Below are 24,197 nucleotides of genomic sequence, written 5' to 3'. Positions count from 1 at the left end.
TAGGACAACCCATGAGTAAGTCTGGCGACCCATTACCCCCCTTTTGGCCAAGTACCCTCAGACAAATGAGCAGTATCTTCTTTGGCACCTTTAGCTTTTTCATGAGTTTGGCGGTGATTGGCACAGGGTTTACCCTCTTGATTGTGATTTTGGGCTTGTTGCTTGGGGGCGGCCAGGCCAAGGACAGCGAGCCCTACGAATTCATTTCTGGCCAAGAAGACAGTCCGCAGCGAATTTTAAAAATTAATATCAACGGCCCCATCCTCGGTAGTCCAACGGAGGGAAATGATCCCTTTAACTTTGGCAGCTTGATGGGGATTACCTATGGCTATGACATTCAGGCAGACCTCAAAAAAGCCGCTGACGATAAAACCATTAAGGCCGTCTTCCTAGAAATCACCACACCCGGCGGCACCATCTTTGGCTCCCAGGCCATCTATGACGGTATCAAAGCCTATCAGGAAAAAACAGGTCATCCAGTCTATGCCTTTGTCGAGGGACTGTCAGCCTCTGGGGGCGTATGGGCAATGGTGGGGGCCGATAAAATTTATGCCGACTATGGCAGTTATGTGGGCAGTATTGGCATCTTAGGCCCGAATCTCACCTACTACAATAAACCCACAGCCATGAATGAGGGCTTACTGGGAGGGGGCGTAACCACCACTGGCGGCATTGAATCGGTGACCATTTCCGGGGGGCGGGGCAAAGATCTAGGCAATCCCTTTCGGCGGCCAACCCCTGAAGAACTGCAACAACTCCAGGCCGGTGTGGATCAGGAATACAGCAATTTTGTCAACCATGTCGCCCAGGCCAGGCCAATCAAACCCGAAACTATCCGCGAGAAAATGGGAGCCATGATTTTTGGCAATCAGCAGGCCCAGGCCTATGGCTTAATTGATGGCACCAGCAACCGACCCCAAGCCCTAGAAGCCCTGGCTAAAGCTGCCAATATTCAAGGTGACTATGCCCTCGTGCGGATTCGTCCTGACCGTCAGTCTCTCCTCAGTCAAATTTTAGGGGCACGCCAAAAAACGATCGCAGAGCAACAGGCCTGGTTAAATGTCCAAACTTGCACCCTCACCCAATATCGCGCCCTGGCCTACTACGGCAACCTTCATCAACACTGCCAAACCCTACCCCCAGCCCAGCCCTAGACCACCATGTTATCAAGACTGTGATCAGCAACCCGGCTAGGGTGATGATGATTAACGGCCCCCAAGCCGCTTCTGACATTCCTTAAACTTAAATGAGTCACCCTATCCTGCTTGTAGTGCTTGTTTTTGCCGAATTAAGGAACCCAATGAGGGCAGGTTCATAATCTGTTTATCTGCGGATTTGCGAATGAGGAAATGCTCCGATAACAGCAGGCTAGTAATCGTCCAAGTTTGATAGGCACGGGCCTGTTGACCAATCCAAACCCCCGTTGGCCCGTCAAAATACTCTGCCCATTGTTGTTCTGGTAAACGGGATAAAAGGGTTTCGTAACCGTCCTTGAGGAGGCGATGATAGGCATAACTGTCGGCAACTAATTCATCGGTGGGAGATTCTTGCCGTAAGATCGCAATGACTAAAAACCAAAATAAACAGGGCCAATGCCCCGCATTGTGATAACACCAGACCTTATTTTTGGGATCGTAACCGGTTTTATTGCGCCAATCCTCATGATCTAAAGGAGGATGGCAGATGCGCAGGGGCATTTCCGCAAAGAGTTCATGCCGGTTCTGGGAAATCAGGTGAAACAGGGCTTTCTGTTGGGGGCGGGGCAGCAGATCAAAGATTGCCGCCAGACAGTTACCCAAGGTAAAGAAACGAAAATCTAAGCGACCCGTCCGAACATTGCCAATTAAATACCCCCCTCGATCGCCAAGCCAGGTTTGCAGCCAATGGGGAATGGTTTCAGTGCGAATATTGTACTCATTGACAATTCGATCGCCATATAAATCTGTCGGGCGGCGGCGGAGAATTTGGACAATCCGGGAATTAAGCCAATAATGTTTGAGGAGATAGCGGCGTAAGCGAATTGCTAAATCTAAAGACTGCTCCACCTGCTGACGTTCATCCTCCTGAAGTTCTCGGCCTCGCCCCTGTAATATTAAATGGGTTGTACTCAATAACGCCCCATACAATAACACCTGAATTTCTAAGGGCGCGCCCCAAACATCTAAGGGACGATCAATCATAAACGCACCATCGGGCACGTGCAGGGTAGGGGCTTCCCGAAACCCTGGATGTAAAATCAAGCGCAAAAACCGTTTTAGTCCCTGCTGGACTGTTTCTTGGGCTGCCCATCCCCAATCCTGAGTCCACTGGCTATAGACTTGGGCCAAAATTAACCACCACAACGTCGCATCCACAGAAACAACTCGCCCAATCGCCCGTTGCCCATAATCAGCAGTGAGTTTTGTGGCGGACACATGAAAACTGGTGGGAAAAATACCTGCGGTCTGGGGCTGTTGACTTTGCAAACTCAGGCAAATATCGAGAAAATTCCGAACAATTTCGGGACGATCATCCACCAAAAAATAGAGCATGGAGGGGACATTATCCCGAATAAACACCTCTGTGTAGTTCAAATCCTCGCCAGGAATTGAGACCGATACCTGACCATTACTGTAGTTGCGAACTTTTTGGGGAAGTGCGGCGATAGTACCAATGGGTTTGCCCTGGAAATAGACAAGGGCCTTGTTATAGAGGAGGTGGCGGGCAGTTTCGAGGATGTCCTGGGAGGTACTGGGCAAAGAGGCGGTGGGAGACATTCAATAATTGTCCAACAAGACAGTGGAGGGGCCTGGCTTTATTCTAAGAGGGGAAGTCGTTTCATCTGGAGAACTGTAGCTGGCGTGGGCGGATTATATTCAGCTCAGGAGTATCTTGAACTTTGGTCAGAAAGCCGGTGTGGGCATCACTGGCCCTCTCCCCCCTGAGCAACACGCTGGCAGCAGTACTATAAATCATGATCCAAGACCATCCCCTTTACCTCGTGTTAATCAGTGTCCATGGTCTGATTCGGGGGCACAATCTGGAATTGGGGCGAGATGCAGATACGGGGGGACAAACCAAGTATGTGGTAGAGCTAGCTCGAGAACTGGCTAAACACCCCCAAGTTGCCCAAGTCGATCTCGTCACCCGGCTGGTGGATGATCCCAAAGTTAGCCCTGACTATGCCCAGGCCATTGAACCCCTCTCAGAAAAAGCGCAGATTGTTCGTTTAGCCTGTGGGCCCCGCCGTTATTTGCGGAAGGAAGTTCTTTGGCCCTACCTGGATGTTTTTGCCGATGAATTACTAAAGTATCTCCGCACCGTGGCCCATAAACCCACTGTCATTCACGGACATTATGCTGATGCCGGCTATGTGGGCTGTCGGGTCGCAGGTTGGTTGGGGGTGCCCTTAGTGTTTTCAGGCCATTCTCTCGGCCGAGTCAAACGTCAACGGATGCTGGCTCAGGGGGCTAAGGCGGATGTCATTGAGGAGCAGTTCCATTTTGCCACCCGGATTGAGGCCGAGGAAACTACCTTAGGCAGTGGGGATCTGGTCATTGCCAGTACCCACCAAGAAATTGCCGAACAGTACCGTCTTTACGATCATTATCGGCCGCAGCAGATGGTGGTGATTCCCCCAGGCCTGGATATTAGTCGCTTTTATCCCTACAACCGAGATGATGTTTTACCTCCGATTCCAATTCAGGCCGAGCTAGAGCGGTTTTTATTAGAGCCGGAAAAGCCGATGATTTTGTGTTTGTCCAGGCCAGTGCCCAAGAAAAACGTGGCGGCCCTGGTGAAGGTGTATGGGGAAGACCGCGAGTTGCAGGCCTGGGCTAATCTAGTCTTGGTGTTGGGCAATCGCCAGGACATCGCCAAAAGTGAAAGTGGCCCCAAACAGGTTTTAACAGAGCTACTCCTGCTGATTGATCGCTATGACCTCTATGGCAAAGTGGCCTATCCCAAAACCCACCAGGCCGATGATGTGCCCGAACTCTATCGCTTAGCAGCCCGCTTACATGGGGTATTCATCAATCCAGCCCTGACGGAACCCTTTGGCCTGACCCTCATTGAAGCGGGGGCCTGTGGCTTACCGATTTTAGCAACTGCGGATGGGGGACCGCGGGATATTATTGCCCACTGTCACAATGGCCTGTTGTTTGACCCACTCAACCCAAATGACATTCGCCAAGCCCTCCACCAAGCCCTAGAAAACCCAGCCCAATGGCAGGCCTGGTCAGCCCAGGGAATAGCTGGAGTCCGTCAACACTATGCTTGGACGAGCCACGTTCAACAGTATCTCCAACAAATTCGACATCTTTCCACCAACACCAGCATTTCAGTCCTCAACCCAGTGCGCCAACTCCTCACCCTCGCCCCGCCCCATCCCGTTCGCCATCGCCTTTTAGAAACAGATCGGATGCTAATTAGCGATATTGACAATACCTTACTGGGAGATACAGAGAGCCTGCGGGAGTTAATGTCTGCCCTAGAGCGGGATGAAAATCTCGGCTTTGGTGTGGCTACCGGCCGCCATTTGGAAAGTGCCATTGCAATTTTAGATGAGTGGAATGTCCCATGGCCGGATGTGTTTATTACATCTGTGGGTAGTGAAATTTATTACGGCCCGAAATTAACCCCTGATACCAGTTGGAAGCACCATATCAATCATCGTTGGCGGCCCGATTTAGTCCGTCAGGCCATGGCCGATTTTCCTGGAATTACCCTCCAATCCCAAGAGAATCAACGTCCCCATAAAATTAGCTATTTGGTTGAGCCTGATATTGCCCCAGCCCTGACCCAGATTCTCCGCCACTTAAGACGGCTAAAACTCCATGTCCAAGGTATTTATTCTCATGAACAATTTTTAGATCTACTGCCCCTGCGCGCCTCTAAAGGGGATGCCCTCCGCTACTTTGCCCTCAAATGGAACTTTGCCATGGGAAATTTAATAGTGGCTGGCGATTCTGGCAATGATGAACAAATGTTGATGGGCAATACCTTGGCTGTAGTGGTGGGTAATCACAGTCCCGAGTTGCAGAAACTCAAAAAACACGACAGCATCTATTTTGCCCAGGCCCACTATGCCGGGGGAATTTTGGAGGGGATGGCCCACTACGGCTTTTTAGAACCGCCTCAAAAACTCTAATTTGAGAACCTGACCAAGCACTGCCCTAGAACCTTAGATCTCCCAGTAGCATTGCTGATCAACCTTTTTCTGTAGGAGCCCCCTAGCCGCATCTGGGTAATCCAATCCATGCCAGGCCTAGGACGCAAAGCGTTGGGCCAACAGCCGAGTTTTCAGGCCGACTTCAATGGCTTCCAAGCACCGAATCATTCCTGTGGTGTTGATCATCTCAACGGTTTTACCAGATTTTTCAGCCGACTTCATCGCCTTCTCCGTCAGTTTATGGCTGGCATATCCGGTGACAACAATAACTAAATCAGCGGAACTCACGTGGGATTCAGCTTGCTCCATCAACTGGGGGCCGGCCTGGGCCGTACACCACACCAAGGTCACACCAGAGTCTCTCAGGCGATTGCGGACTGCCGTTTCTAGGCGATCATGCCCCCCAAAGACCACCACTTTTCCGGCCAGATCACTATAGGGATTGGGGCGCTTATCCGAGGGACGATGCCGGACTTTGGGCTGAATTTCGTAGGGCCGCTCAATCTTAGAGCGATTGTCTAAGGCTTTGTGATAGATAAAGTTCAAGCTATTTTCATAGGAACCGCGCATTTTTGCCACTGCCCCTTCTTTACTGAGAGAGTTAATTCGATCCATCAGGGCCATCACAATCTCGTCGAGGGCGTTAATCGCTTTCAAGTCTGCCACGTAGCCCCGAATCGCAATGGCCGCATCTGTGGCGGTAAAAAAGTCATCCTGCTCCTCAATCATCTCCAGTAAGTCTTCTTTGAGTTGTCGCCGCCAAGCATTGAGTTGTTCACTGGTGCGCTCGTTGAGGAGTCTTTCTTCATTGAGAATAATTTGTTGCTCGACATTGAGCACCGCCAGGGTAGGGGCATCGGCAATTTTCTCCCGGAGTTCTGCTGCTTTTTCCTGGAGTTTTTTGTAATTGATGCTGTCGGTAAATCCCTGTTCTGTAAATACTTTCAGGGATGATTCTACCTGTTCTAGGAGTGGTTGGAGGCGATCGCGAATTTCCTTTGTGGCTCGCTCAATCTGTTCTTCCCGTTCTTGTTGGAGGCGGCGTTCTTCCATTTCAATTTTGGCGAGGGATAATAAATCCTGGACGGATGCTTCCACATCGTTAATATCGGGTAGGGTCATGATTTATCCTCGATAGTATTTAATTATTTCAACTAAATTAGGTAATCACTGGCGTTCTTCATTAATAAAAATCCTCCGAATTGCGCTGGGATTCCCGGCTAACAACTCAGACGACTTTGTAAATGAATTTATTGTCAAGAAATAATGTCTACTACAGCTAGTGGAGAGTATGCATTGACCATAGCAGGGTAGATAGAATCAAGACAATCTATCGGTATTTTATCTTAAGTTAGCCTGTTTGATTTCGCGTGTGAAGATGTCAGAGTCCGCAAGGGGTAAGGGTTTTAACAAAACTGTACTGGGAATTACAGGAGGCATTGCCACAGGTAAATCAACCGTTGCCAATTATTTAGCCCAGGCCCATGCTGTCCCAATTCTGGATGCTGATGACTTGGCCCGCAAGGCAGTCGCCCCTGGAAGTGAGATTTTGCAAAGGATTCAGGTGCATTTTGGCAATGGAGTGCTTGATGAGCATGGGGCATTACGGCGGGAAACCCTAGGAAATCTTGTTTTTAACGATCCTCGGGAACGGCAATGGCTAGAGTCCCAAATTCATCCTTTTATCCGTCAGCAACTCATGATCCAGACCCAGGCCTTGTTAGGAACTCATGACCAAATTGTGATGGTGATCCCCCTGTTATTTGAAGCGGACATGAGGGATCTCGTGGATCAGGTTTGGGTCGTGGCCCTAGCACCAGAGTTGCAGTTAAGTCGCCTCATGGCGCGGAATCGTCTCACCTTAGCCCAGGCCGAGGCCCGAGTCAGGAGCCAAATGCCACTGTCAGAAAAAATAAAGCAGGCTGATTGGGTTCTCGACAATCAGGGGACACTGGCAGACCTATATCAACAAATTGACCAGGCCTGGGGCCATGTTGGAGCTTTTATGACTAGGGTAAATAATCAATAAGAATATCCTGGCCAGGCAGCGGGGCCAGACAACCAGAATGGAGCAACTGTTGACATACTCCACCGCCCTATAGCTTGCGTGCAGAGCAAGACGGTTTTTTTCAAACGAGGAAGCTCTACAGACCCAGGAGTTTTCGATGAGCCACTTTTTTACAGTTATTATCTCCTGACAAGATAGGGAATAGAACTTACTTTTTCTGCCCCGTCTGGTCTTGCCTGAAAACTCTTTCTCTGACTTGGCGGCGGCTGTTTACTGATCTCAAACTCGGGTTATGATAAGTTTTATTACAGTTTTGACCCTTCTGCCGACTCCCACTTGGGATTGAACACTATGAACCTTGATCCAATTCTGAAAACGCTCCTCACCTTTGCTCACCCTGTTTTGATGTGGATTTTGTTGGGGTTAACCCTCTATGCCATGTACTTGGGAATTCAAATTCGGCGGACAAGGACAGCAGACAAGGATGCTAAAAAAGAACTGATCCAGGCCAAATATAATCTTCGACATCACCAAATTAGCTCGATCCTGCTGGCATTTATGGTTTTAGGTACCATTGGCGGCATGGGCGTGACTTACCTCAATAATGGCAAACTGTTTGTCGGCCCCCATTTACTCGTTGGCCTGGGTATGACGGGGGTGATTGCTATTTCGGCTAGCTTGACCCCATTTTTGCAAAAGGGAAACGACATTGCTCGCTACAGCCATATTTTTTTGAACATTGTTTTAACGGCTCTCTTTGGTTGGCAAGCGCTCACAGGAATGCAAATTGTCCAAAAAATTCTCACATCGGCTTAGCAGCACCCTTGAGCGGCAAAAGTATTTGACAAAACTCCCCTTTTATCGCAATACTAAAGATCGCCCAATTTAAGCAATCAGGGGACTGTAGTTCAATTGGTTAGAGCACCGCCCTGTCACGGCGGAAGTTGCGGGTTCGAGCCCCGTCAGTCCCGTTCTAATTTAAAAGAAACACATTCAAAGTTAGATAGGATTTAGAAATTAACCATTTCTTATAAAATTCCTATAAAACAGTGATCAGGAAATATACATTTATTCTTATCTGCTGCTGTGGGCTGATTTCAATCTTAACGGCCTGCGCTGGGGACTCTCCTAAAACGCAGCAAGGCTTATTAAAATTGGTCTTTGAAGCAATTAAAAGTAATAACTCTCAAGAATTTAATGATTTGACTATTACCTCCGCTGATTTTGTTTTAGATGAGTATGATGCTGGCCATTTTCAAGAAAAAATGAGCTACGTGGGGCAAGTCTTAAAACCAGAGGAACTGGAAATTCAAGCCAGCCAATTTCAACGGGCCGTAGCTGGGGGCGAAGGGTACATTAACTTTCAGCAATCTAAGTTTTTGGGGTCTCGCTTACTCGAAGAGGGCAATTACGAATTAATATCTGGCAGTATGATTCAATACCAAACCTACAGCCTTATTCTTGAGACTAATGGACAAAAACAGGACTCTGAAACCTTGCAGCCTCAGTTTGTGATTACTCCCTGGAAGAAACAATACCGCCTCTTAGGCCTCAAGTTTGCTAACTAACTTTTTGTTTGATTCACAATCGGGATTTGAGCCTCTTCCCCGAAATGACTTCGATCTCCAGATTCTAGATTTAATGACTATGGAACAGTAATGACCGTTTCTCCTTCGGAACAATAACCGGTCAAGGGAATATCCCAGGCCTGTGTGGGTAACTTCTCAACACAAGCATCATGAAAAACAATTCCTAAGGTTTTTATTTTTTGCCAGGCCGGTTCCGCTAACATCCGGTCATAAAAGCCGCCCCCATAACCCAACCGATAGCCCCGCCGATCCACCGCCACACAGGGAACTAAAATTAAATCTACTTCTGCCGCTAAAATCACCGGAAAATCGGCTGGAGGTGTGAGAATCCCATAGCGATCCGGGCGTAACTGCTGTGCTTGACCCGGCCAAAACCGATGCCAAACTAAGGCCTGACCCTGAGTCCGTGGCAAGCCCCATTTTTTACAGGTGTTGGAGGTCTGAAATAATCCGCTTAAATCTGGCTCCTGTTGGTGGGGGATATAAGCAAGAATGGTCAAGGCTTCGATAAACCAAGGGAGGGCCTGGATGCGCTGACAAATTTTCTGACTTTTACTTTGCCAAATATCCCTCTCTAGGGCCTGGCGTTGTTGAAGGAATTCCTGGCGAAGTTTATCTTTACTCATGAGGGGTTAGTCTCTCTCCGTTGCCTCATTAACTCAATCCAACAACCATGCCAGAAAATCAGTCCCAGATTCCAGGCCCCAGGCCCGCTGAGAGCATCACCAGCAACAAATCTGAAAAAATTCTCTGTCCCCATTGTTTACGCACCGCGACAAACGGGATTAAATGTCAGGGAATTTGCGTGGCAGATAGTGATTACTAAGAGAGAAATGGATTTTATCAGCACCTTACTGATTAGTAATTCAGTCATTTATTGGCTTGAAGGTAAGGCAGCAGGCAGTGTTCTTTGGGTTAAGGGGGAAAACAAAAACTGTTGGGTCTGATTTAATTGTGCTCCTTGGACGGTGTTACGGACAAAGAGATAGGTTTCATTTTGCCAGAGAGGAATAAAAGGAACTTGTTCAGCGGTGAGTTCTTGGAGGGCCTGGAAAATCTGGCGGCGGCGATTGGGATCTGCTTCTTTGCGACTTTGGTTAATCAATTCATTGGCCTTGGGACTATAAAAAAACGACCCCCAAGCGGCACTCGCCCCCACCTTGCACCCCTGTTCTAAATTTCCCTCTTCACAACTGAGAAAGGGTTCGACATAATTATCGGGGTCATAGAAGTCCCCATACCAATCCAGCATTACCAATGGATAGGCTCCGGTATCCAAGTTGCGGTAAATGGTGGCCGATTCCGTACTATCCAATTCCACCTGAACAGCGGCCCCAATATCCCGTTCCAGAGAAGCCTTAAACACTGTGGCCGCCAAGACATTACTGGGAATATTAGCCCGATACCAGAGATTCACGACGAGGGGATTCGCTACGGAAAAACCAGCCTGCTTGAGCCATTGTTCGGCACTTGCGGGTGTCCCGTTGCCATAGAGTTGCTCAAATACAGGTTTACTGGCCGGAAAAATCGTTGGAATCATGGAATAAAGAGGCAAGGCCTGATCCAGAAATACTCGTTCTTGGAACCGTTGCCGATTGATACTCGCAGCCAAGGCCTGGCGGGCCCCAAGTTGATTCCAAGGGGGTTGGCGGAGGTTAATCGAGAGTAAAGAAATGACATTCCCCGGCCCCTGTAAAACCTGCCACTGATCTTTTTCTTGGAGCAAAACTCGGACTTGATTGGGGTCGAGGGGCGGTGTGGCTAGGTCAACATTTCCAGTACGAAAGGCATTAAAAAGATTGGCACTACTGGAAAAAATTTGAATATCCACTCCGGGATTGCGCGGCGGTGTTCCCCAGTAGTCTTCAAAGGGGGCCAGCCGGAGGGCATCACTACGATAGCTGACTAGGCGATAGGGGCCGGTTCCGACAAAGGTAGTCGGGTTAAATTCTCCTTTGCCGATTCGATAGGTCTGGGGCGAAACAGCACAGAGACCACTGAAGGCGAGTAATTCGGGAAAGGCAATAAAGGGTTCCTTGAGATGAATTTCTAGCTCATACTCCCCTGTGGCTTGAATTTTGGTGACACGACCGGCTAATAATCCCGCAGGTTGCCCCCCATTGTCCATAAACCGTTGCAGAGAAAAGACCATCGCCGCCGCATTAAAGGGAGTGCCATCATGAAACCGTACCCCCTGCCGCAACGGAATCCGGTAGATGCGCCCATCTGGACTAATCTCAGGCATTTGGGTTGCTAATTGGGGTTCCAGGGTGACACCATCGGTTCCATAGGCATAGAGACGATCCCCCAAATTGGTCAGCAGGTTTCCAGCTAGGACTTCATAGGCATCGGCCGGATCGAGGGTGCGAATGCGGGAGGTGGTACCAATGACAATTTGCTGGGAATGAGACTGTAGTTTCTCGGATGTTCCCAGGAACAAACCAACGTTCTGACATCCCCAGGCCAGGGCAAGGATGAATAGCCCCAAAAGCCAACGCCACGACCAAGATTTACGCAAGAGAGACTGCAAGGGGAGAAGTACGTCCTAAAATAACAGGCCAGGATTACGAAACTGGAGGCGGGCTGTCCCGGTCATATTGCCAATTACCTTTTCACCGAGAGGATAAACCGTAACCCCAAACAAATATACCCCAGGCACAGTCGGATTACGGACAGCGGTGAGAATTAAGGTCACGTTCTGGCCGGGTTGAATCGGGGGTTCCAAGAGAAACTCATTAGTACGGGGTGGATTATTCGCCATTTGGGTGATGGTAATGGGAATTTTGGGATTACCGGTCACAACCGCTTGATTCAGGCCGGATAAAAATTCAATCGTGCTATTGCCTGAAATTTGCTTTAACTGAACGCGACTGAGGGGGACTAGGCTTGTGGCAGGGACGGCCAGGGTGAAGTAATACTTTGGGCGGAAGGTGAACGTGATGGGGTCGTAGGTTTTGGCCCCAAGGAACTGGGGAATTTGATTAAAAAATACAGTTCCATCGGCAAACTGACTGACGGGGGGAAGTTCGGCCTGGAATTGCGGGTTGGAACGCGGTGTAGATTGGGCCTGGGCAAATTCTGGGGTAGCACCAAGGCCCATGAAACTTAATCCGCCCCCAACCCCGATTAAGGTTAACCGTTGTAATATCCAGGCCAGGTTTTTGAACGGATTCAAGATGCGTGATGTTGGCATTGGTCTAGGGTGACGGAGTGTTTAAGCTTTTTTTCAGAATACTCCAGGCCTGGGGGTGTCTGGGGGAATATTGGTGATGGGAAGGGGTTCTGTAAACCTTTATGAAACCTTGCCACAACAGATATCAGATTCCCACCCAGCCATAGTAGGCTTATAGCTATTGATCCGTTTTAATAAGGATAGATTCATGGTTCAACGTGGTTCTAAGGTAAAAATCCTACGTCCAGAGTCTTACTGGTACAATGAAGTTGGTACGGTCGCGTCCGTGGATCAAAGTGGGATTAAATACCCGGTGATCGTCCGGTTTGACAAGGTTAATTACAGTGGCTTCAGTGGCAGTGCCAGTGGCGTGAATACCAACAACTTTGCTTTGACGGAAGTTGTCGAAGTTGAAGCACCCAAGAAAAAATAACCACAATCCCTCTCAATTGCTCAATACCTTAGCGAGTCTGTTGGGTTAAGCCCTGTGCCGGAACTGCCTGAAGTTGAAACGGTACGTCGTGGTTTAGCCGAATTGACCCTTGATGTTCCCATTTTAGGGGGAGAAGTTCTCTATCCAAAAACAGTCGCCTATCCTCTTGATCCTGATGAATTTATTTCAGGATTAGTTGGGCAATCCCTCCAGGCCTGGGAGCGGCGAGGAAAATATCTGATTGGCAAACTCAATTCAAGGGGCTGGTTGGTTGTCCATTTACGGATGACGGGCCAGCTTTTTTGGTTGTCCCAAGAAATTCCGATGGCCAAACATACCCGTGTTAGGCTCTTTTTTGGGTCGGGGCAGGAACTTCGCTTTGTGGATCAACGCACCTTTGGGCAAATGTGGTGGCTACCGGCAGCAGATTTATTACCTCAACTAATGCCAACCCTAGCGGGCCTGGGGCCAGAACCCTTGGGACCAGATTTCACAGTTTCGTATTTAGCTCAAAAACTCCAACATCCCCACAAGCCAATTAAAAACGCCCTCCTTGACCAGGCCTTGATTGCGGGGATTGGCAATATCTACGCCGATGAAGCCCTATTTTTGGCTCAGATACATCCCCAGGCCCGCTGTTGTGATCTCACCCCTGTCCAAATCCAAACCCTCCACCAAAAAATCAAAGCCGTTTTGCAATTAAGCCTGGCGGTTGGGGGAACGACTTTTAATACCTTTACAAGCGTAGAAGGAATTAATGGGAACTATGGGGGCCAGGCCTGGGTTTATGGACGCAAAGGGCAACCCTGTCGAGTCTGCCAAACTCCGATTCAACAAATACGCTTAGGGGGTCGCTCGGCCCATTTTTGCCCCCAATGTCAGCCGCTAACAAATTGACAACTACCCTTAGACAAGGCGTATTGATATTGCTGAGATAAGTTTTTTGATGTTTTCTGGGACACGCCGGGAACTCGTTGTAACGCTGTACAGTCTGTATGCACTGGCAAAAGATGTTCCTCCTCAAGGTTTCAGGCTTTGACTAACCCAACACCAGCTTCCTCACCCGTTTTTGCTACGGATGCGAATGGCCGTGTCCACATGGCCTGGAACCAAAATGGCTTAATCTATCACTCCTACTATGATCCAACCTTTGGTCAGTGGGTCGAGGCGGCTCCCATTGCCGGAAGTACAAGTTCCAAGGAGCTAAAGATTGTCACTGGAGTCAATATCTCCGGAAATCCGAGCAACTCCGAAAACCCAACCGGAATCTTTGTGTCTTGGCTAGAAGGGGAGGGAAATAATGCCGATGTCAAGGGTGCCAGTGGAATCATTAGTAGCCTAGGGCAATACCAGTGGAGTGATGAACTCAAGCTCACTGAAGACAATGTCAACGATGGAAATCATCGCCTGATGGCAACCTCAGAGGGAAACTTAGTTCTCCTGACTGAAAAACTTAACCTTAACAATCCTGAGGCAGACAAAGACCTCTACAGCCAGGTTATTGACTTACGGGATAAGTCTCCTACGTTCAATTCCCTCACTCAATCTAAGCCATTGAGTACAGATAGCTCTATCACCAACTCAGTGGATGCGGGAAATGTTAATTTAACCGACCTTTTCCCCAGCAATTTCTTGAGAATTTATGATAAAGACTTGGGTGGAAAACTTCCACTCGCTTTCTTTGAATTGCAGTTTAAGAATACTGCTTCTTTTGGGGGATCGATTATTACTTCGGAAGAAAATGGGAGTATTAATCAAATAGAGCAATTTTTGCAATTAGATGATGAACTAAAGCTGAGCATTAGCGTTGGTAGGTTATCAGTTGTTCCACGACTCCGCGCTCTGGGGCGACTAAGTATCATTATTGATGATATTGGAGGTACTTTAGACGTAACTAGTTCCGCTCGATTTCGGACTGATGTTGAACTTAATCTTTTACCACCTAAGCTTAGCAGAGAATTCTTCGGGATTAGTTTTGAGCTTAAGGCAGGCTTACTCGGTTCAATATCTGTAACCTGGGCACAGAACTGGAATGCTGACCAAGCCTTTGCGGTTTTAGGGATATACGACTATCAATTAGTCCGAGCGGATGGGACTCCGGCCCAGGAGGGGGATGACCCTAATGAACTCTACTGGAAGATTGATTCCGAACAGGCTGCTGGTAAATTATTTGAACCACCCGAGCTGTTGGGAATTATTGAAGATGTTGTTAATACGGTCTCAACTCAAGTTGGTCTGGGTGTATTCGGCAAAGCAAAAAGTAAAGCAGGGGATGTAACCTTTTGGGACTTGGGGGCAAAACTCGAAACCTTTTTTACGTGGAACCTCTATCCTGAACCCGCATATCAAGGTATTTCATTTGCCGTTGAATTATCTGCCACAGTTTTTGGTTGGGGCTGGAAGTTGCAGAAGGAATTTGGTCCCTATCCAACTGAAACTGAGTTTAATAGCCAGAATCCAATCATTCCTGAGAATGAACTTTTCCTAGGAATCTCGCCCCGCCCAATTTTAGGAAGTTCAGAGGTCTATACAGGAACTCTATTGAATTGGGATAGTAGCTCAGAGAACCTGACCAATGACTCCAGTGCCAGTCTAGCCATAGCTCCGGATGGTTCAATTTTTGCCACTTGGATTCGAGATACCCACGTCACCGATTTCCAGGCCAGCAACTATCTTTCTGAAATTGTTTTATCTCGCTCCACCGATGGGGGTAAAACTTGGCAATCTTTACCAGCCATTCCCCAAAGCCAGGGCGCTAACTTTAATCCAGTTATTCAGATCATGCCTTCCGGTCAGATGGTCGTGGCCTGGGCTAATAGTAATACCAATATTTTCAACCCGGATGGTACGCCGAATCGCGAGCTTTACATTGATGCGGTTGGTTCATCAACGTTAGTATTTGCCACCTCTAGTGATAACGGCATTACTTGGAGTAATCCAACCCCTCTCCCCTCTAATATTACTAACCCAGGCCAACTCGTTTTAGACAAAACAGCCGATGGCCAATTACTGTTGACTTGGATTATTTCTGATGGTGCAGGGGAAACCGCTATAGATTCGCTCTATGGTGCGTTCTGGAATGGCACGGCCTGGAGCAATCCCCAACTAATTGGTTCAGGGACAATCGTGACCCTTGATGCGCCGGGGGGAATTGTCTTGGATGGTCAATCAGCAGTATTTTGGACGGCCGAATCCCCCTCAACAACCCCCAATGGAGAACCTGAATCAACGGTTTATTACAGCACCTTTAATAAAGATTTTCAACAGTGGACACCCGCCCAACTCTGGAATCCAGTCCAGTCAAATCTCGCCAGTCCCCAGGTTATTCTTGAGGGTATTGCCAATGCTCAACAACAGGCCACGCAACCAACCAGCCAGGTAAACGAAGCCCGTCAAGGTATCTACAACCGTGTTAGCCCAGAGCAAGACTTTAGCCTAGTTTTACCTGCCATAGCGGGTAGTAGCATTACCCAGGTGAAAATCACACCAACCGCCGCCCGTGAAACTGATGCCTTTGCTACAATTATCCTCCACCGAACTGGCAATGTTGAAAATGAGCTTAAGTTAAACTTTAGGACCATTGACGGCTCTGCCACCGCTGGCTCTGACTATGTGGCTAAATCGGGCCTAGTAACGTTTCAGCCAGGCCAAGCAACCCAAGAAATTCGGATTGCGCTATTAGATGACTCACTATCGGAAAGACGGGCTGAGAGTTTCCGAGTTGTTGTGAGTAGCCCCCAGCCAGAAGCCTATTTGACACTGAATGGTTTGCGCCTGAGTTCAACCCAGTCCGAACTTGTGACCACGGTGACGTTGATTGATGATGAGCCAACTAACCTGGCTGAAATCCAAAGCGGCTTTATTCTTCAGGGTGATGCCCTAGCCCATGTTGGGGAAGCGATTACTGCGGCTGGAGACCTGAATCAGGACGGATTTGACGACTTTCTGATTGGTGCTCCCCTTAAAAATGAAGGTTCAGGAGCTGTTTATGTTGTTTATGGTAGCTCCAACATTGGGATTGCCAACCAAAACCTAGATTTAGACAGTTTGAATGGGACAAATGGCCTAGTTGTTGTTGGTGAAACAAATAGTAATCTTGGGACTGGCTTAACAACGGCTGACTTTGATGGCGATGGCAAAACTGATTTAATTTTAGGCGCCCCCTCTACCTTTGTGAACCCGAGTACAGCAAAAGTCCACATTCTGGCAGGAACAAGTTTAAGTGGGAAAAGCAGAATTGAACTTAGCCAAACCCCAGGCCTGGTTTTAGAGTCGAATCAGCCTGGTAGCCTGGCCGGGGCCCGAGTGGCAGTTGGCAACGTTACCAATCAGTCAATTCCAGATTTGATCATCACCGCCCCAGTTACTGACACTGTTTATATTGTTTTTGGGCAAACGATTCGTGATGCACTTCGGAACAACACCCCAACTATTGATCTTGATAACTTAGGGAGTAACGGCTATGTCCTGACAACCGGTACTGGACAAATTGGGACTGGATTAACTCTGGCGGATATTAACCAGGATGGGATTAAGGATATTCTTCTCGGTGCCCCAACTGCCAATCCAGTCAGTTATCCAGCAGGTGTGGATGGTGACGCTAAACCCCCAGCCTATGGCGGCCAAGTGTATGCGATTTTTGGAGGCAGTACTCTCAACAGCAACCTCAACTTAAACGGGTTGAATGGGACGAATGGACTCATCTTGAAGGGGGAGGCTTTCTATAACCCTTCTAACGAAGATGGTAGTTCAGTGATTGATCCCAATGTTCCCCCCGACTTCACCCTTGCCGATGCAGCCGGTAGTAGTATCGCCAACGTTGGAGATATTAACGGTGATAACATTGACGATTTTGTCATCAGTGCTGAAACCTCCGGGACAGGTGGGATTACGAATCGCGGGCGGGCCTATGTTGTCTTTGGTAAATCGAATAGTCCAGCCTGGCCCAGCCTGATTAATCTGCCAGCTCTGAATGGCACCAACGGGTTCATGATTAATGGCATCTATGATCTAGTGCGCCAAACGGGGGGAAATACAGGATACACAGTTGCTGGCGTAGGTGATGTCAATAGCGATGGGATTAAAGATTTTCTTATTAGTGCCCCAACTCTCAGCACCAATGGTGACGACAGTGCCACGGGTCAAACCTATCTATTTCTGGGTACAAATCAGTGGAGTGATTTTCTCAACAATGGGGTTTTGGACTTAAGTGATATTGATGTTTTGACCCAGCGTGTATTTTTATTTAATAATCCCAACTCTGGAGAACAACTGGGCTTAGGCCTGGGCAGTATTGGTGATGTCAACAAAGATGGATACCTTGACCTCGCCATTGCTACACCCCAATCTTATCCAGGCCAGGAAAAGACGAACTTCTATGTTTCCTTTGGTTATCCCTGGGTCGGTGCAGGGGGGAGCATTGATGTCACCAAACTCAGAAGTGACAACGGCTTTATTTTTCAGCCCATTACTCGTAACGAAGTTGCTACCGTCCAACTGGGAGGGGATATCAATGGGGATGGCTATGCCGATACCCTAATTGCTGATGCAGGTTTTGCTGGGAGTGGCGGGCAAGCGTTTTATCTATTTTTTGGCAGTGACCCCCTTCAGCCCACAACCAACATCCCCAGTTTGCCCGTCACCCTCAAACCTGAAGCTGGAACCCTTAAAGGAAGACAGACCCTAGGCTTTGGCGACTTTAATAACGATGGCATTACAGACTTTGTTGTGTCTCGGAGTGGGGCAACGGACAACCATTTTGCAACTATTATCTTTGGCAATCAAGACAGTTCATTTTGGTCTGAGTTTGATCCCAGTACAGGAGTTGACTTTGATTTACTCTTGACGGAGAGTGGCGGTGTCAACATTAACTTGCCGACTAGCTTTGCCAATGCGGGTCAGAATGTCAATCTCACTAGCGGTGACTTTAATGGTGACGGTACGGATGACCTGTTGATTCAGAGTGCCTATTTCAATCCGTTTATTGTTTTTGGCAAAACGAGTTGGCAGCCTAGTACCGTAACCAACTACGATGCCCTCCCGCAACTATTACCCATTTTACCGGAGTACAACCTACCAATTTCCTATGTGAATAACTTGGGGGATATCAATGGGGATGGGTACAGCGATTTTGGACTAGTTGGCTTTAACTCTGATCCCAAAGTCCTTGCCTTTGCGGCCTATGTTGTTTTTGGGCAGTCTAATTTAAGTGATATTCCCCTGATTGATCTGGCAACACTGAATGGTCAGAATGGCTTCAAGCTAACAGAGGAGATTGTTTCCCCTAATCAAACTGTTATCCCCAGTATCAGTGAGGCTGGCGATGTTAACGGCGATGGTTTTGGTGATTTGCTGATTGGGGCCCAGTTTGGCGATGTCGGCCAGGCCTATGTGATCTTTGGCGGGCGGTCTGTGGGGAGCAATGGCCGTTTAAATCTTGATTCCTTGAATGGCAGTAATGGTTTTTTAATTGAGAAACAAGTTAATGGCTCAAAGAGTTCCTCCCTTGGCTACAGTGTGACGGGAGGGGGCGATATCAATGGTGACGGTTTCGATGACATTGTTCTTGGTAATCCAACACAACCGGGCGATCCAGCTTTTAAAGGTGATGTTTTCACTATTTTTGGCCGGGCAGACATTGGCTCTGGCGGTGTTTTCAATGTCAATACCCTTGATGGAGCTAATGGGTTTAAAACTGTGGGAGCCCAATCCTTTGCCAAGGCCGGTTCTTTTGTCAGTGGTCTTACGGATGTGAATGGGGATGGCTTTGCTGATATTGGGATTGGTGCCCAAGGTAACAACAGTGAAAGTGTGTCTGGGTTGGGCTACAACATATTCGGGAATCACTTCAATTTAGATATTCCGTCTAACTTTTTAGGAACTTTTGAGGACGATATCCTTTCTGCTACGTCCCTGGCCAGTCAAGCAACCCCTCACATCATGAATGGGGCCCAAGGGAATGACATTATTCAAAGTGCTGGTGTCGCCAACCCCAGTGACGGCAAATTTGTGGTCATGAATGGGGGGCAAGGGGATGACCTACTCTCCATCGGTAGCCTCAGTTTTGGTCAAATGAACGGGGGAACTGGGGTTGATACCCTCCAACTCAATTCCTACATTCTCAAGTCCAATAATCTGGATTTATTGGATACACGAATAGGGAGTCGCATCAGTGGAATCGAAACGATTGACCTTGGTTTTAGCAATCGCCTCACCTTTAATCTCCCCACCTTAACGGCTTTATCTGAGACAACTAACAGTTTTAAAGTCCTTGGCTATGGTGCTCTTCTGGTTGCTAATGACTTTGGCAACTGGATTAATCAAGGCACTGTGACTGAGTCGGGACTGACGTTTGATAAATATACGAATCAAGGGACGACTCTTTTAATTCAAAACAATAACAACTTAAACAATCGGGATAAGAATAGTTTTGTTGCGACTGCGACGACTCCCACTCAACACGCTGTTTATGGAACTGAAAATAACGATACTCTCAAAATCACGCCCTCTGAGGTTTCTCCTGCATCCAACCTGCAAATGTTTGCCTTGGGGGGTGATGACGTCATAGACGGAAGTTTGGGTTTAGGAAATAATACCCTCTACGGGGGTGCGGGTAACGACCAGTTGTTGGCAGGTAAGGTTGATTTTCTTTACGGTGGGATTGGCCATGACATTCTTGATTCCCGGCCTGGTAGCGGTGGTAATCATCTTTATGGTGAAGCGGGAGATGACCAATTCTACCTTTTGGAAAATGACTTCGCTTACGGTGGAGAGGGAGATGATCTCTTCTTAGTTCAAGGCGGTAAGCACAATGCCTTAACGGGTGGAGATGGGACAGACCAGTTTTGGTTAGCTGATGCAAATTTACCCCTCAATCTCAATGCGGTTCTTGACTTTGAAGCAGGTGAAGATGTCATTGGATTTAAGAATTTAGCCAGTCGCCGCAACGAGTTTTACTTAACCCAATATGGCCCTGATGTTCTGGTGAGACTTGGCAACGACTATATCGGGCGGGTTACCGGGGTCTATGTTCCGCAACTGGAATTTGTGACTCAAGGCAATGACCTACTTTTACAAGGAGCGACTGTCAATACCTTCAAGGTGACAAACGTTAATGATTCCGGGCCTGGTTCTTTGCGGCAAGCCATTATTGATGCGGGTAATGCCCCCGGCCATGATGTTATCGATCTCATTAGTGTTGGTAATCAAACCATTCGCCTTAACAGTGCCTTACCCAAAATTAATACGGGTAATGATATTACATTTCAAACCGCTGGAGTCTTGGGTAGCCCGACTATTCAAGCACCTGGAACGGGTTACAACAATATTTTTACCGTTGATGGTGCAATTGTTAATTTCTCCTATCTGAATCTCAGTAATGGCTGGGCTAAGGGCGGAAATGGCAATGTTGGCGGCGGGGGTGGCCTGGGTGCAGGGGGCGCTTTAACAATACTGGCGGGTAGTCAAGTCACCGTTGACCGCGTCACTTTTGCCGGAAACCAAGCTCAGGGAGGGGCTGGGGCAGTTGGCGCTTCTGGTGGGGGTGGCGAATTTGCTGGCACTCCTACTGACAGGCCAGATGCAGGTGGTGGTGGGGGTGGTTTCAATACATCTGCTACAGGCACAAGTGGAGGCTCGGCCGGCTCTATTGAAAATGGCGAGAGCGGTGGTAGAGGAGGCACAGGGGGAACAGCTAGCACCCTAGGTATTGGCGGTGGCGGTGGTGGCGGCGGCGGCGGCGGTAGTGGCGGTACGTTTGGGACTAAAGATTCCGATGGCGGTAATGGTGGGGCTGGGGGTAATGGTACCTACGGAGCTGGCGGTGGGGCCGGTGGCGGCGGTGGTGGAGCAGGCCCCAAAAATAGCTCTAATAGGGCGGGGTCTGGTGGTGCTGGCGGTAATGGCGGCGGAACAAATCAATCGACCAATGCCACACTTGCGGGTAACGGGACTAATGGTTCAGCAGGTAAACCCCCAGACGTATTTTCCGGTAGTGGCCCTGGCAGTGGGGGGACTGGGGGGGGCGGCAGTGGCCTGGGCGGGGCAGTATTTGTTTACGGGCCTGGTTCAAACCTGATCATTACTAACTCTAACTTCGTGGATAACAAGACCTCAGGTGGCTCTGGCGGTCAGGTTGGACAAGGTTTGGGCGGTGGCATTTTTATTTCACCCGACGCGACGGTGGCTGGCAATAGCCTAAGTTTTAGGAACAACACCGCTCCCAATAGTCCCGGCGGAACTTTCACCAATGTCTATAATCAGTTTCAAAACAATAACGATGTGTATGGGACGATTAATGCTTACTCTGGCAGCCCATCGGATTTATTTAACCTATCGCCTTTAACGCAGCAGCCCCAACTGACTGTATCTCCACTGGTAATCTCACCTGCTGATAACATTGGCTTCTTCAGGATTGAACGGAGTGGAAACCTAGAGCAATATCTCGGTATTAGTTACAGCACTCAAGATAGTCTCGGTAAAGCTGGCTTAAACTATCTGCCTGTAACTGGACGGACTACCTTCAACCCAGGGGAAAGGTTTAAGGAAGTTCAAGTTTTTCTACTCGACAACCCGTTATCTGATCCGACAAAAAATGTTGTTTTGAATGCAACAATCATTAATCAAGCCTCTAGTTCAAATGTTCTCAGGAATACTTTTAATATCCAAGGAGAGACTTCCGATCTAGAAATTAAGAATTGGCAACAGATATTTTTTGAACCTTCAACTAACAGCCTCTTAGAATCCGCACTTGCGTTCAATACAGCAACCCAACAAGGCAAGGCTGAGGTTAATTTGAATCTTCAGTATCAAGATGATTTCAATGATTTCTTAAATTGGAATTCTGAAGCCAATCGTTACGAGTCTTTCATGTTTGATGGTCAGACTGGGGCCCGTTTCCTCGCCCCTGAGATTGCAAATTCATCCTTAGATGCCTCCAAGAATGTCAACCTGGTTTTAGAGGATGGGAAGCGAGGTGATGTGGATCAGGGTGTGAATGGACTAGTCGGGACAAACGGTTATATCAGCCGCACTATCCCCGGTCTCATTACCAACAACAATCAAACCTTTAGGGCTCCAACGGCTGCGGACGGTAATGTTCAGTGGCGGCTCGTAAATGTGCCTCAAGAATCAGAGTTTGGTTTAGTAAAAGTAGAGGATGTCCAAGGGCGAATAAATGGCCTCTTACCCACAGATTCAGGCTATGAAGCTGCCGCACTCGCTCGTCGGCAAGTCTTGTTTGATAAGAGTTTTGGAGCCAGTAATCAGTCTCTTTCTCGAACAATTGCTGAAGATAGTTTCATCAATCCTGATTTATTGGTTGAGACAGAATCTGAATTCTTCGGAAGCTTACAAAACTCATTCCTCACTCCCAATGACTACTATATTCTTTACAGTCGCTCTGGAGATTCAACAACGTTTTCCACAACCACAGCACCTGATATTGTTTCAGATTCCCGTGGATATCACCAAGTGACTCTCGGACAAGTGATAGTGGAGGTTGGTTCAAGCGCGATTGTCATCCCTGGGGCTATCAATCAACCTGTTTCCTTTACATCTTCCCTAAGTCGGGCTGCTGCCTTTGATAACTTGATTGGTCTTTATCAAGTTGATAGCTTAACCGGAGGACTAGACATTGATGGGAATGGAACCATTGATGTTAGGCCTGGGGATTCTAACTATGCGCAATTAGCCCTACTCCGTGCCAAAGACTCATTAACTGGGCAAGTACTGACAACGCCAAACAATTTTTCCACCGCAACCGACACATTTGAGTTGACGGGGGGTGGAATGTATGGTGCATTTATTATTCCCAATGCGACTATTGATGACGTTCTGAAAATGAATCCGAAGAATCTAAATATTAATCAGCCTCAGGCTTTCTTCTCATTTGGAGCTGCTAACTCCGATAACCTTAACCACATGACTCGTTTAGGAGCAAACCTTTTTGGTTTTGAAGATATTGTTGGTGGTGGCGATTTAGACTATAACGATATGGTTCTTAAGCTAGAACTGATATAAAAATCTACTGGCTGAGTCGAGCATCAGTCCATAATTACTGTCTTTATTAAAACTTATCTATAGTTATTCTGGTTAAGAATAGGACATTAGGCAGTACAATAGTTTCGGATAATTTCATCAATAGAAGTTCCGGGTTCTGCGTACATTCTGGCTTGCTTTAGAGCACTGAAATCATGCTTTATCTTGTTATAAACCAACGGTCGTGCGAAACAGTCTGGGGAGTATTTGAGCAAAAAGAGGACTTGATGTCCGGCTACTTCAACAAGGTCTTGTAGACCAACGGTCGTGGGCAGGATCACTGCCTTTTGGTGTATCGGGGCATTATCCAGAATCAGGCGCGAGGGTTGTTCTAATGCTGGTAAGCAATAACCGCTCAACCATCTGGCAAATCCCACCACATCCAAAGAGCCGTTAAACACCATCGGTGCAATAAAATCCTTGATATGATTTTGCCGGGCTGCCACCAGGCTCTCTCGTTTTCCTTGTTGCGTTCTAAATAAACGTTGCCCCCGTTTTGATCAGCCATAGACGCAGGTAGGATTGGGGTCAAACCCAGTTTTACCGACGTAAACAAGACTAGAGCTACTCTGCTGTTTTGCCCACACTTGCAGTTTTTGTATTTTAGAAATAATATTGGTGGCTTGAGTAATTTGACTACCCTGTTGGAGATAGGCAATCACCTGTTGGCGTAAATCCAAGCTGTAACTCATAACCATTATGGATGACAACAATTATTGAGTTTAGTGCTTTTCTCTCCTCACTGTTCCACTCTTATCTGGAACAGCTATAAGCCTAAACCACTATTCATCTCACATTACTTCGTCATT

At 47.9% G+C, this 24,197-nt stretch carries 15 protein-coding genes, 1 tRNA gene and 1 pseudogene; 10 read left to right on the top strand and 7 right to left on the bottom strand.

Annotated elements, in window-relative coordinates:
• The first annotated feature begins 11 nt into the window (after positions 1-11).
• Entirely contained in the window at positions 12-1,154 is a 1,143-nt protein-coding gene (locus tag SYN6312_RS12900) for a S49 family peptidase (RefSeq protein WP_015125326.1), read from the top strand.
• Between the two features lie 102 nt (positions 1,155-1,256).
• Here the strand turns inward: SYN6312_RS12900 and SYN6312_RS12895 are convergent, their stop codons facing one another.
• Entirely contained in the window at positions 1,257-2,756 is a 1,500-nt protein-coding gene (locus SYN6312_RS12895; RefSeq protein WP_015125325.1) for a glycoside hydrolase 100 family protein, read from the bottom strand.
• Positions 2,757-2,953: 197 nt separating this feature from the next.
• Between SYN6312_RS12895 and SYN6312_RS12890 the strand changes: the two genes are divergently transcribed.
• Positions 2,954-5,128 carry an HAD-IIB family hydrolase gene (locus SYN6312_RS12890; protein WP_015125324.1) on the top strand — a complete coding sequence of 725 codons (2,175 nt, stop codon included), beginning with the start codon at positions 2,954-2,956 and terminating at the stop codon, positions 5,126-5,128.
• A 117-nt stretch (positions 5,129-5,245) separates the two neighbouring features.
• Here the strand turns inward: SYN6312_RS12890 and SYN6312_RS12885 are convergent, their stop codons facing one another.
• Positions 5,246-6,271 carry a DUF2325 domain-containing protein gene (locus SYN6312_RS12885; RefSeq protein WP_015125323.1) on the bottom strand — a complete coding sequence of 342 codons (1,026 nt, stop codon included), beginning with the start codon at positions 6,269-6,271 and terminating at the stop codon, positions 5,246-5,248.
• Between the two features lie 256 nt (positions 6,272-6,527).
• Here SYN6312_RS12885 and coaE point away from each other — a divergent pair, with 256 nt between their 5' ends.
• From coaE to SYN6312_RS12865, 4 genes are all read left to right on the top strand, one after another.
• Complete coding sequence (gene coaE, locus SYN6312_RS12880) at positions 6,528-7,178, top strand: dephospho-CoA kinase (RefSeq protein ID WP_015125322.1); 651 nt, start codon at positions 6,528-6,530, stop codon at positions 7,176-7,178.
• Between the two features lie 330 nt (positions 7,179-7,508).
• Positions 7,509-7,973 (top strand): DUF4079 domain-containing protein, encoded by a 465-nt coding sequence (locus SYN6312_RS12875; RefSeq protein ID WP_015125321.1) that lies wholly within the window; start codon positions 7,509-7,511, stop codon positions 7,971-7,973.
• 81 nt (positions 7,974-8,054) lie between these two features.
• Positions 8,055-8,128 (top strand) — tRNA-Asp (locus SYN6312_RS12870).
• Positions 8,129-8,359: 231 nt separating this feature from the next.
• Positions 8,360-8,725 carry a hypothetical protein gene (locus tag SYN6312_RS12865; protein WP_156804795.1) on the top strand — a complete coding sequence of 122 codons (366 nt, stop codon included), beginning with the start codon at positions 8,360-8,362 and terminating at the stop codon, positions 8,723-8,725.
• Between the two features lie 77 nt (positions 8,726-8,802).
• On the opposite strand, the gene SYN6312_RS12860 is transcribed toward SYN6312_RS12865, so the two are convergent.
• Positions 8,803-9,372 (bottom strand): 5-formyltetrahydrofolate cyclo-ligase, encoded by a 570-nt coding sequence (locus tag SYN6312_RS12860; RefSeq protein WP_015125319.1) that lies wholly within the window; start codon positions 9,370-9,372, stop codon positions 8,803-8,805.
• 47 nt (positions 9,373-9,419) lie between these two features.
• On the opposite strand from SYN6312_RS12860, the gene SYN6312_RS20130 reads away from it, so the two are divergent.
• Complete coding sequence (locus SYN6312_RS20130; protein WP_015125318.1) at positions 9,420-9,572, top strand: hypothetical protein; 153 nt, start codon at positions 9,420-9,422, stop codon at positions 9,570-9,572.
• A 48-nt stretch (positions 9,573-9,620) separates the two neighbouring features.
• Here SYN6312_RS20130 and SYN6312_RS12855 read toward each other — a convergent pair whose 3' ends face one another.
• Positions 9,621-11,276 (bottom strand): ABC transporter substrate-binding protein, encoded by a 1,656-nt coding sequence (locus SYN6312_RS12855; protein WP_015125317.1) that lies wholly within the window; start codon positions 11,274-11,276, stop codon positions 9,621-9,623.
• A 15-nt stretch (positions 11,277-11,291) separates the two neighbouring features.
• Complete coding sequence (locus SYN6312_RS12850) at positions 11,292-11,939, bottom strand: DUF2808 domain-containing protein (protein WP_015125316.1); 648 nt, start codon at positions 11,937-11,939, stop codon at positions 11,292-11,294.
• Between the two features lie 187 nt (positions 11,940-12,126).
• Between SYN6312_RS12850 and SYN6312_RS12845 the strand changes: the two genes are divergently transcribed.
• The 3 genes from SYN6312_RS12845 to SYN6312_RS12835 all read left to right on the top strand — a co-directional run bounded on the left by SYN6312_RS12845 (position 12,127) and on the right by SYN6312_RS12835 (position 23,370).
• Positions 12,127-12,351: a photosystem I reaction center subunit IV gene (locus tag SYN6312_RS12845; RefSeq protein WP_015125315.1), complete on the top strand. Its 225-nt coding sequence runs from the start codon at positions 12,127-12,129 to the stop codon at positions 12,349-12,351.
• 54 nt (positions 12,352-12,405) lie between these two features.
• A complete protein-coding gene (locus tag SYN6312_RS12840) occupies positions 12,406-13,248 on the top strand; it encodes a DNA-formamidopyrimidine glycosylase (RefSeq protein ID WP_015125314.1) in 843 nt (280 codons plus the stop codon).
• 138 nt (positions 13,249-13,386) lie between these two features.
• Positions 13,387-23,370, top strand: a complete 9,984-nt coding sequence (locus SYN6312_RS12835; RefSeq protein ID WP_015125313.1) for a Calx-beta domain-containing protein — start codon at positions 13,387-13,389, stop codon at positions 23,368-23,370.
• An 86-nt stretch (positions 23,371-23,456) separates the two neighbouring features.
• On the opposite strand, the pseudogene SYN6312_RS19905 reads toward SYN6312_RS12835, so the two are convergent.
• Positions 23,457-23,870: pseudogene (locus tag SYN6312_RS19905) on the bottom strand (transposase); the annotation flags it as partial.
• Between the two features lie 18 nt (positions 23,871-23,888).
• Positions 23,889-24,080: an IS630 transposase-related protein gene (locus SYN6312_RS21050; protein WP_371257359.1), complete on the bottom strand. Its 192-nt coding sequence runs from the start codon at positions 24,078-24,080 to the stop codon at positions 23,889-23,891.
• Positions 24,081-24,197: the final 117 nt, after the last annotated feature.

Source organism: Synechococcus sp. PCC 6312 (assembly GCF_000316685.1).
Classification (GTDB): domain Bacteria; phylum Cyanobacteriota; class Cyanobacteriia; order Thermosynechococcales; family Thermosynechococcaceae; genus Pseudocalidococcus.
Note: the sequence above shows the minus strand (reverse complement) of the source record. Positions and strands in the feature narration are given on the sequence as shown.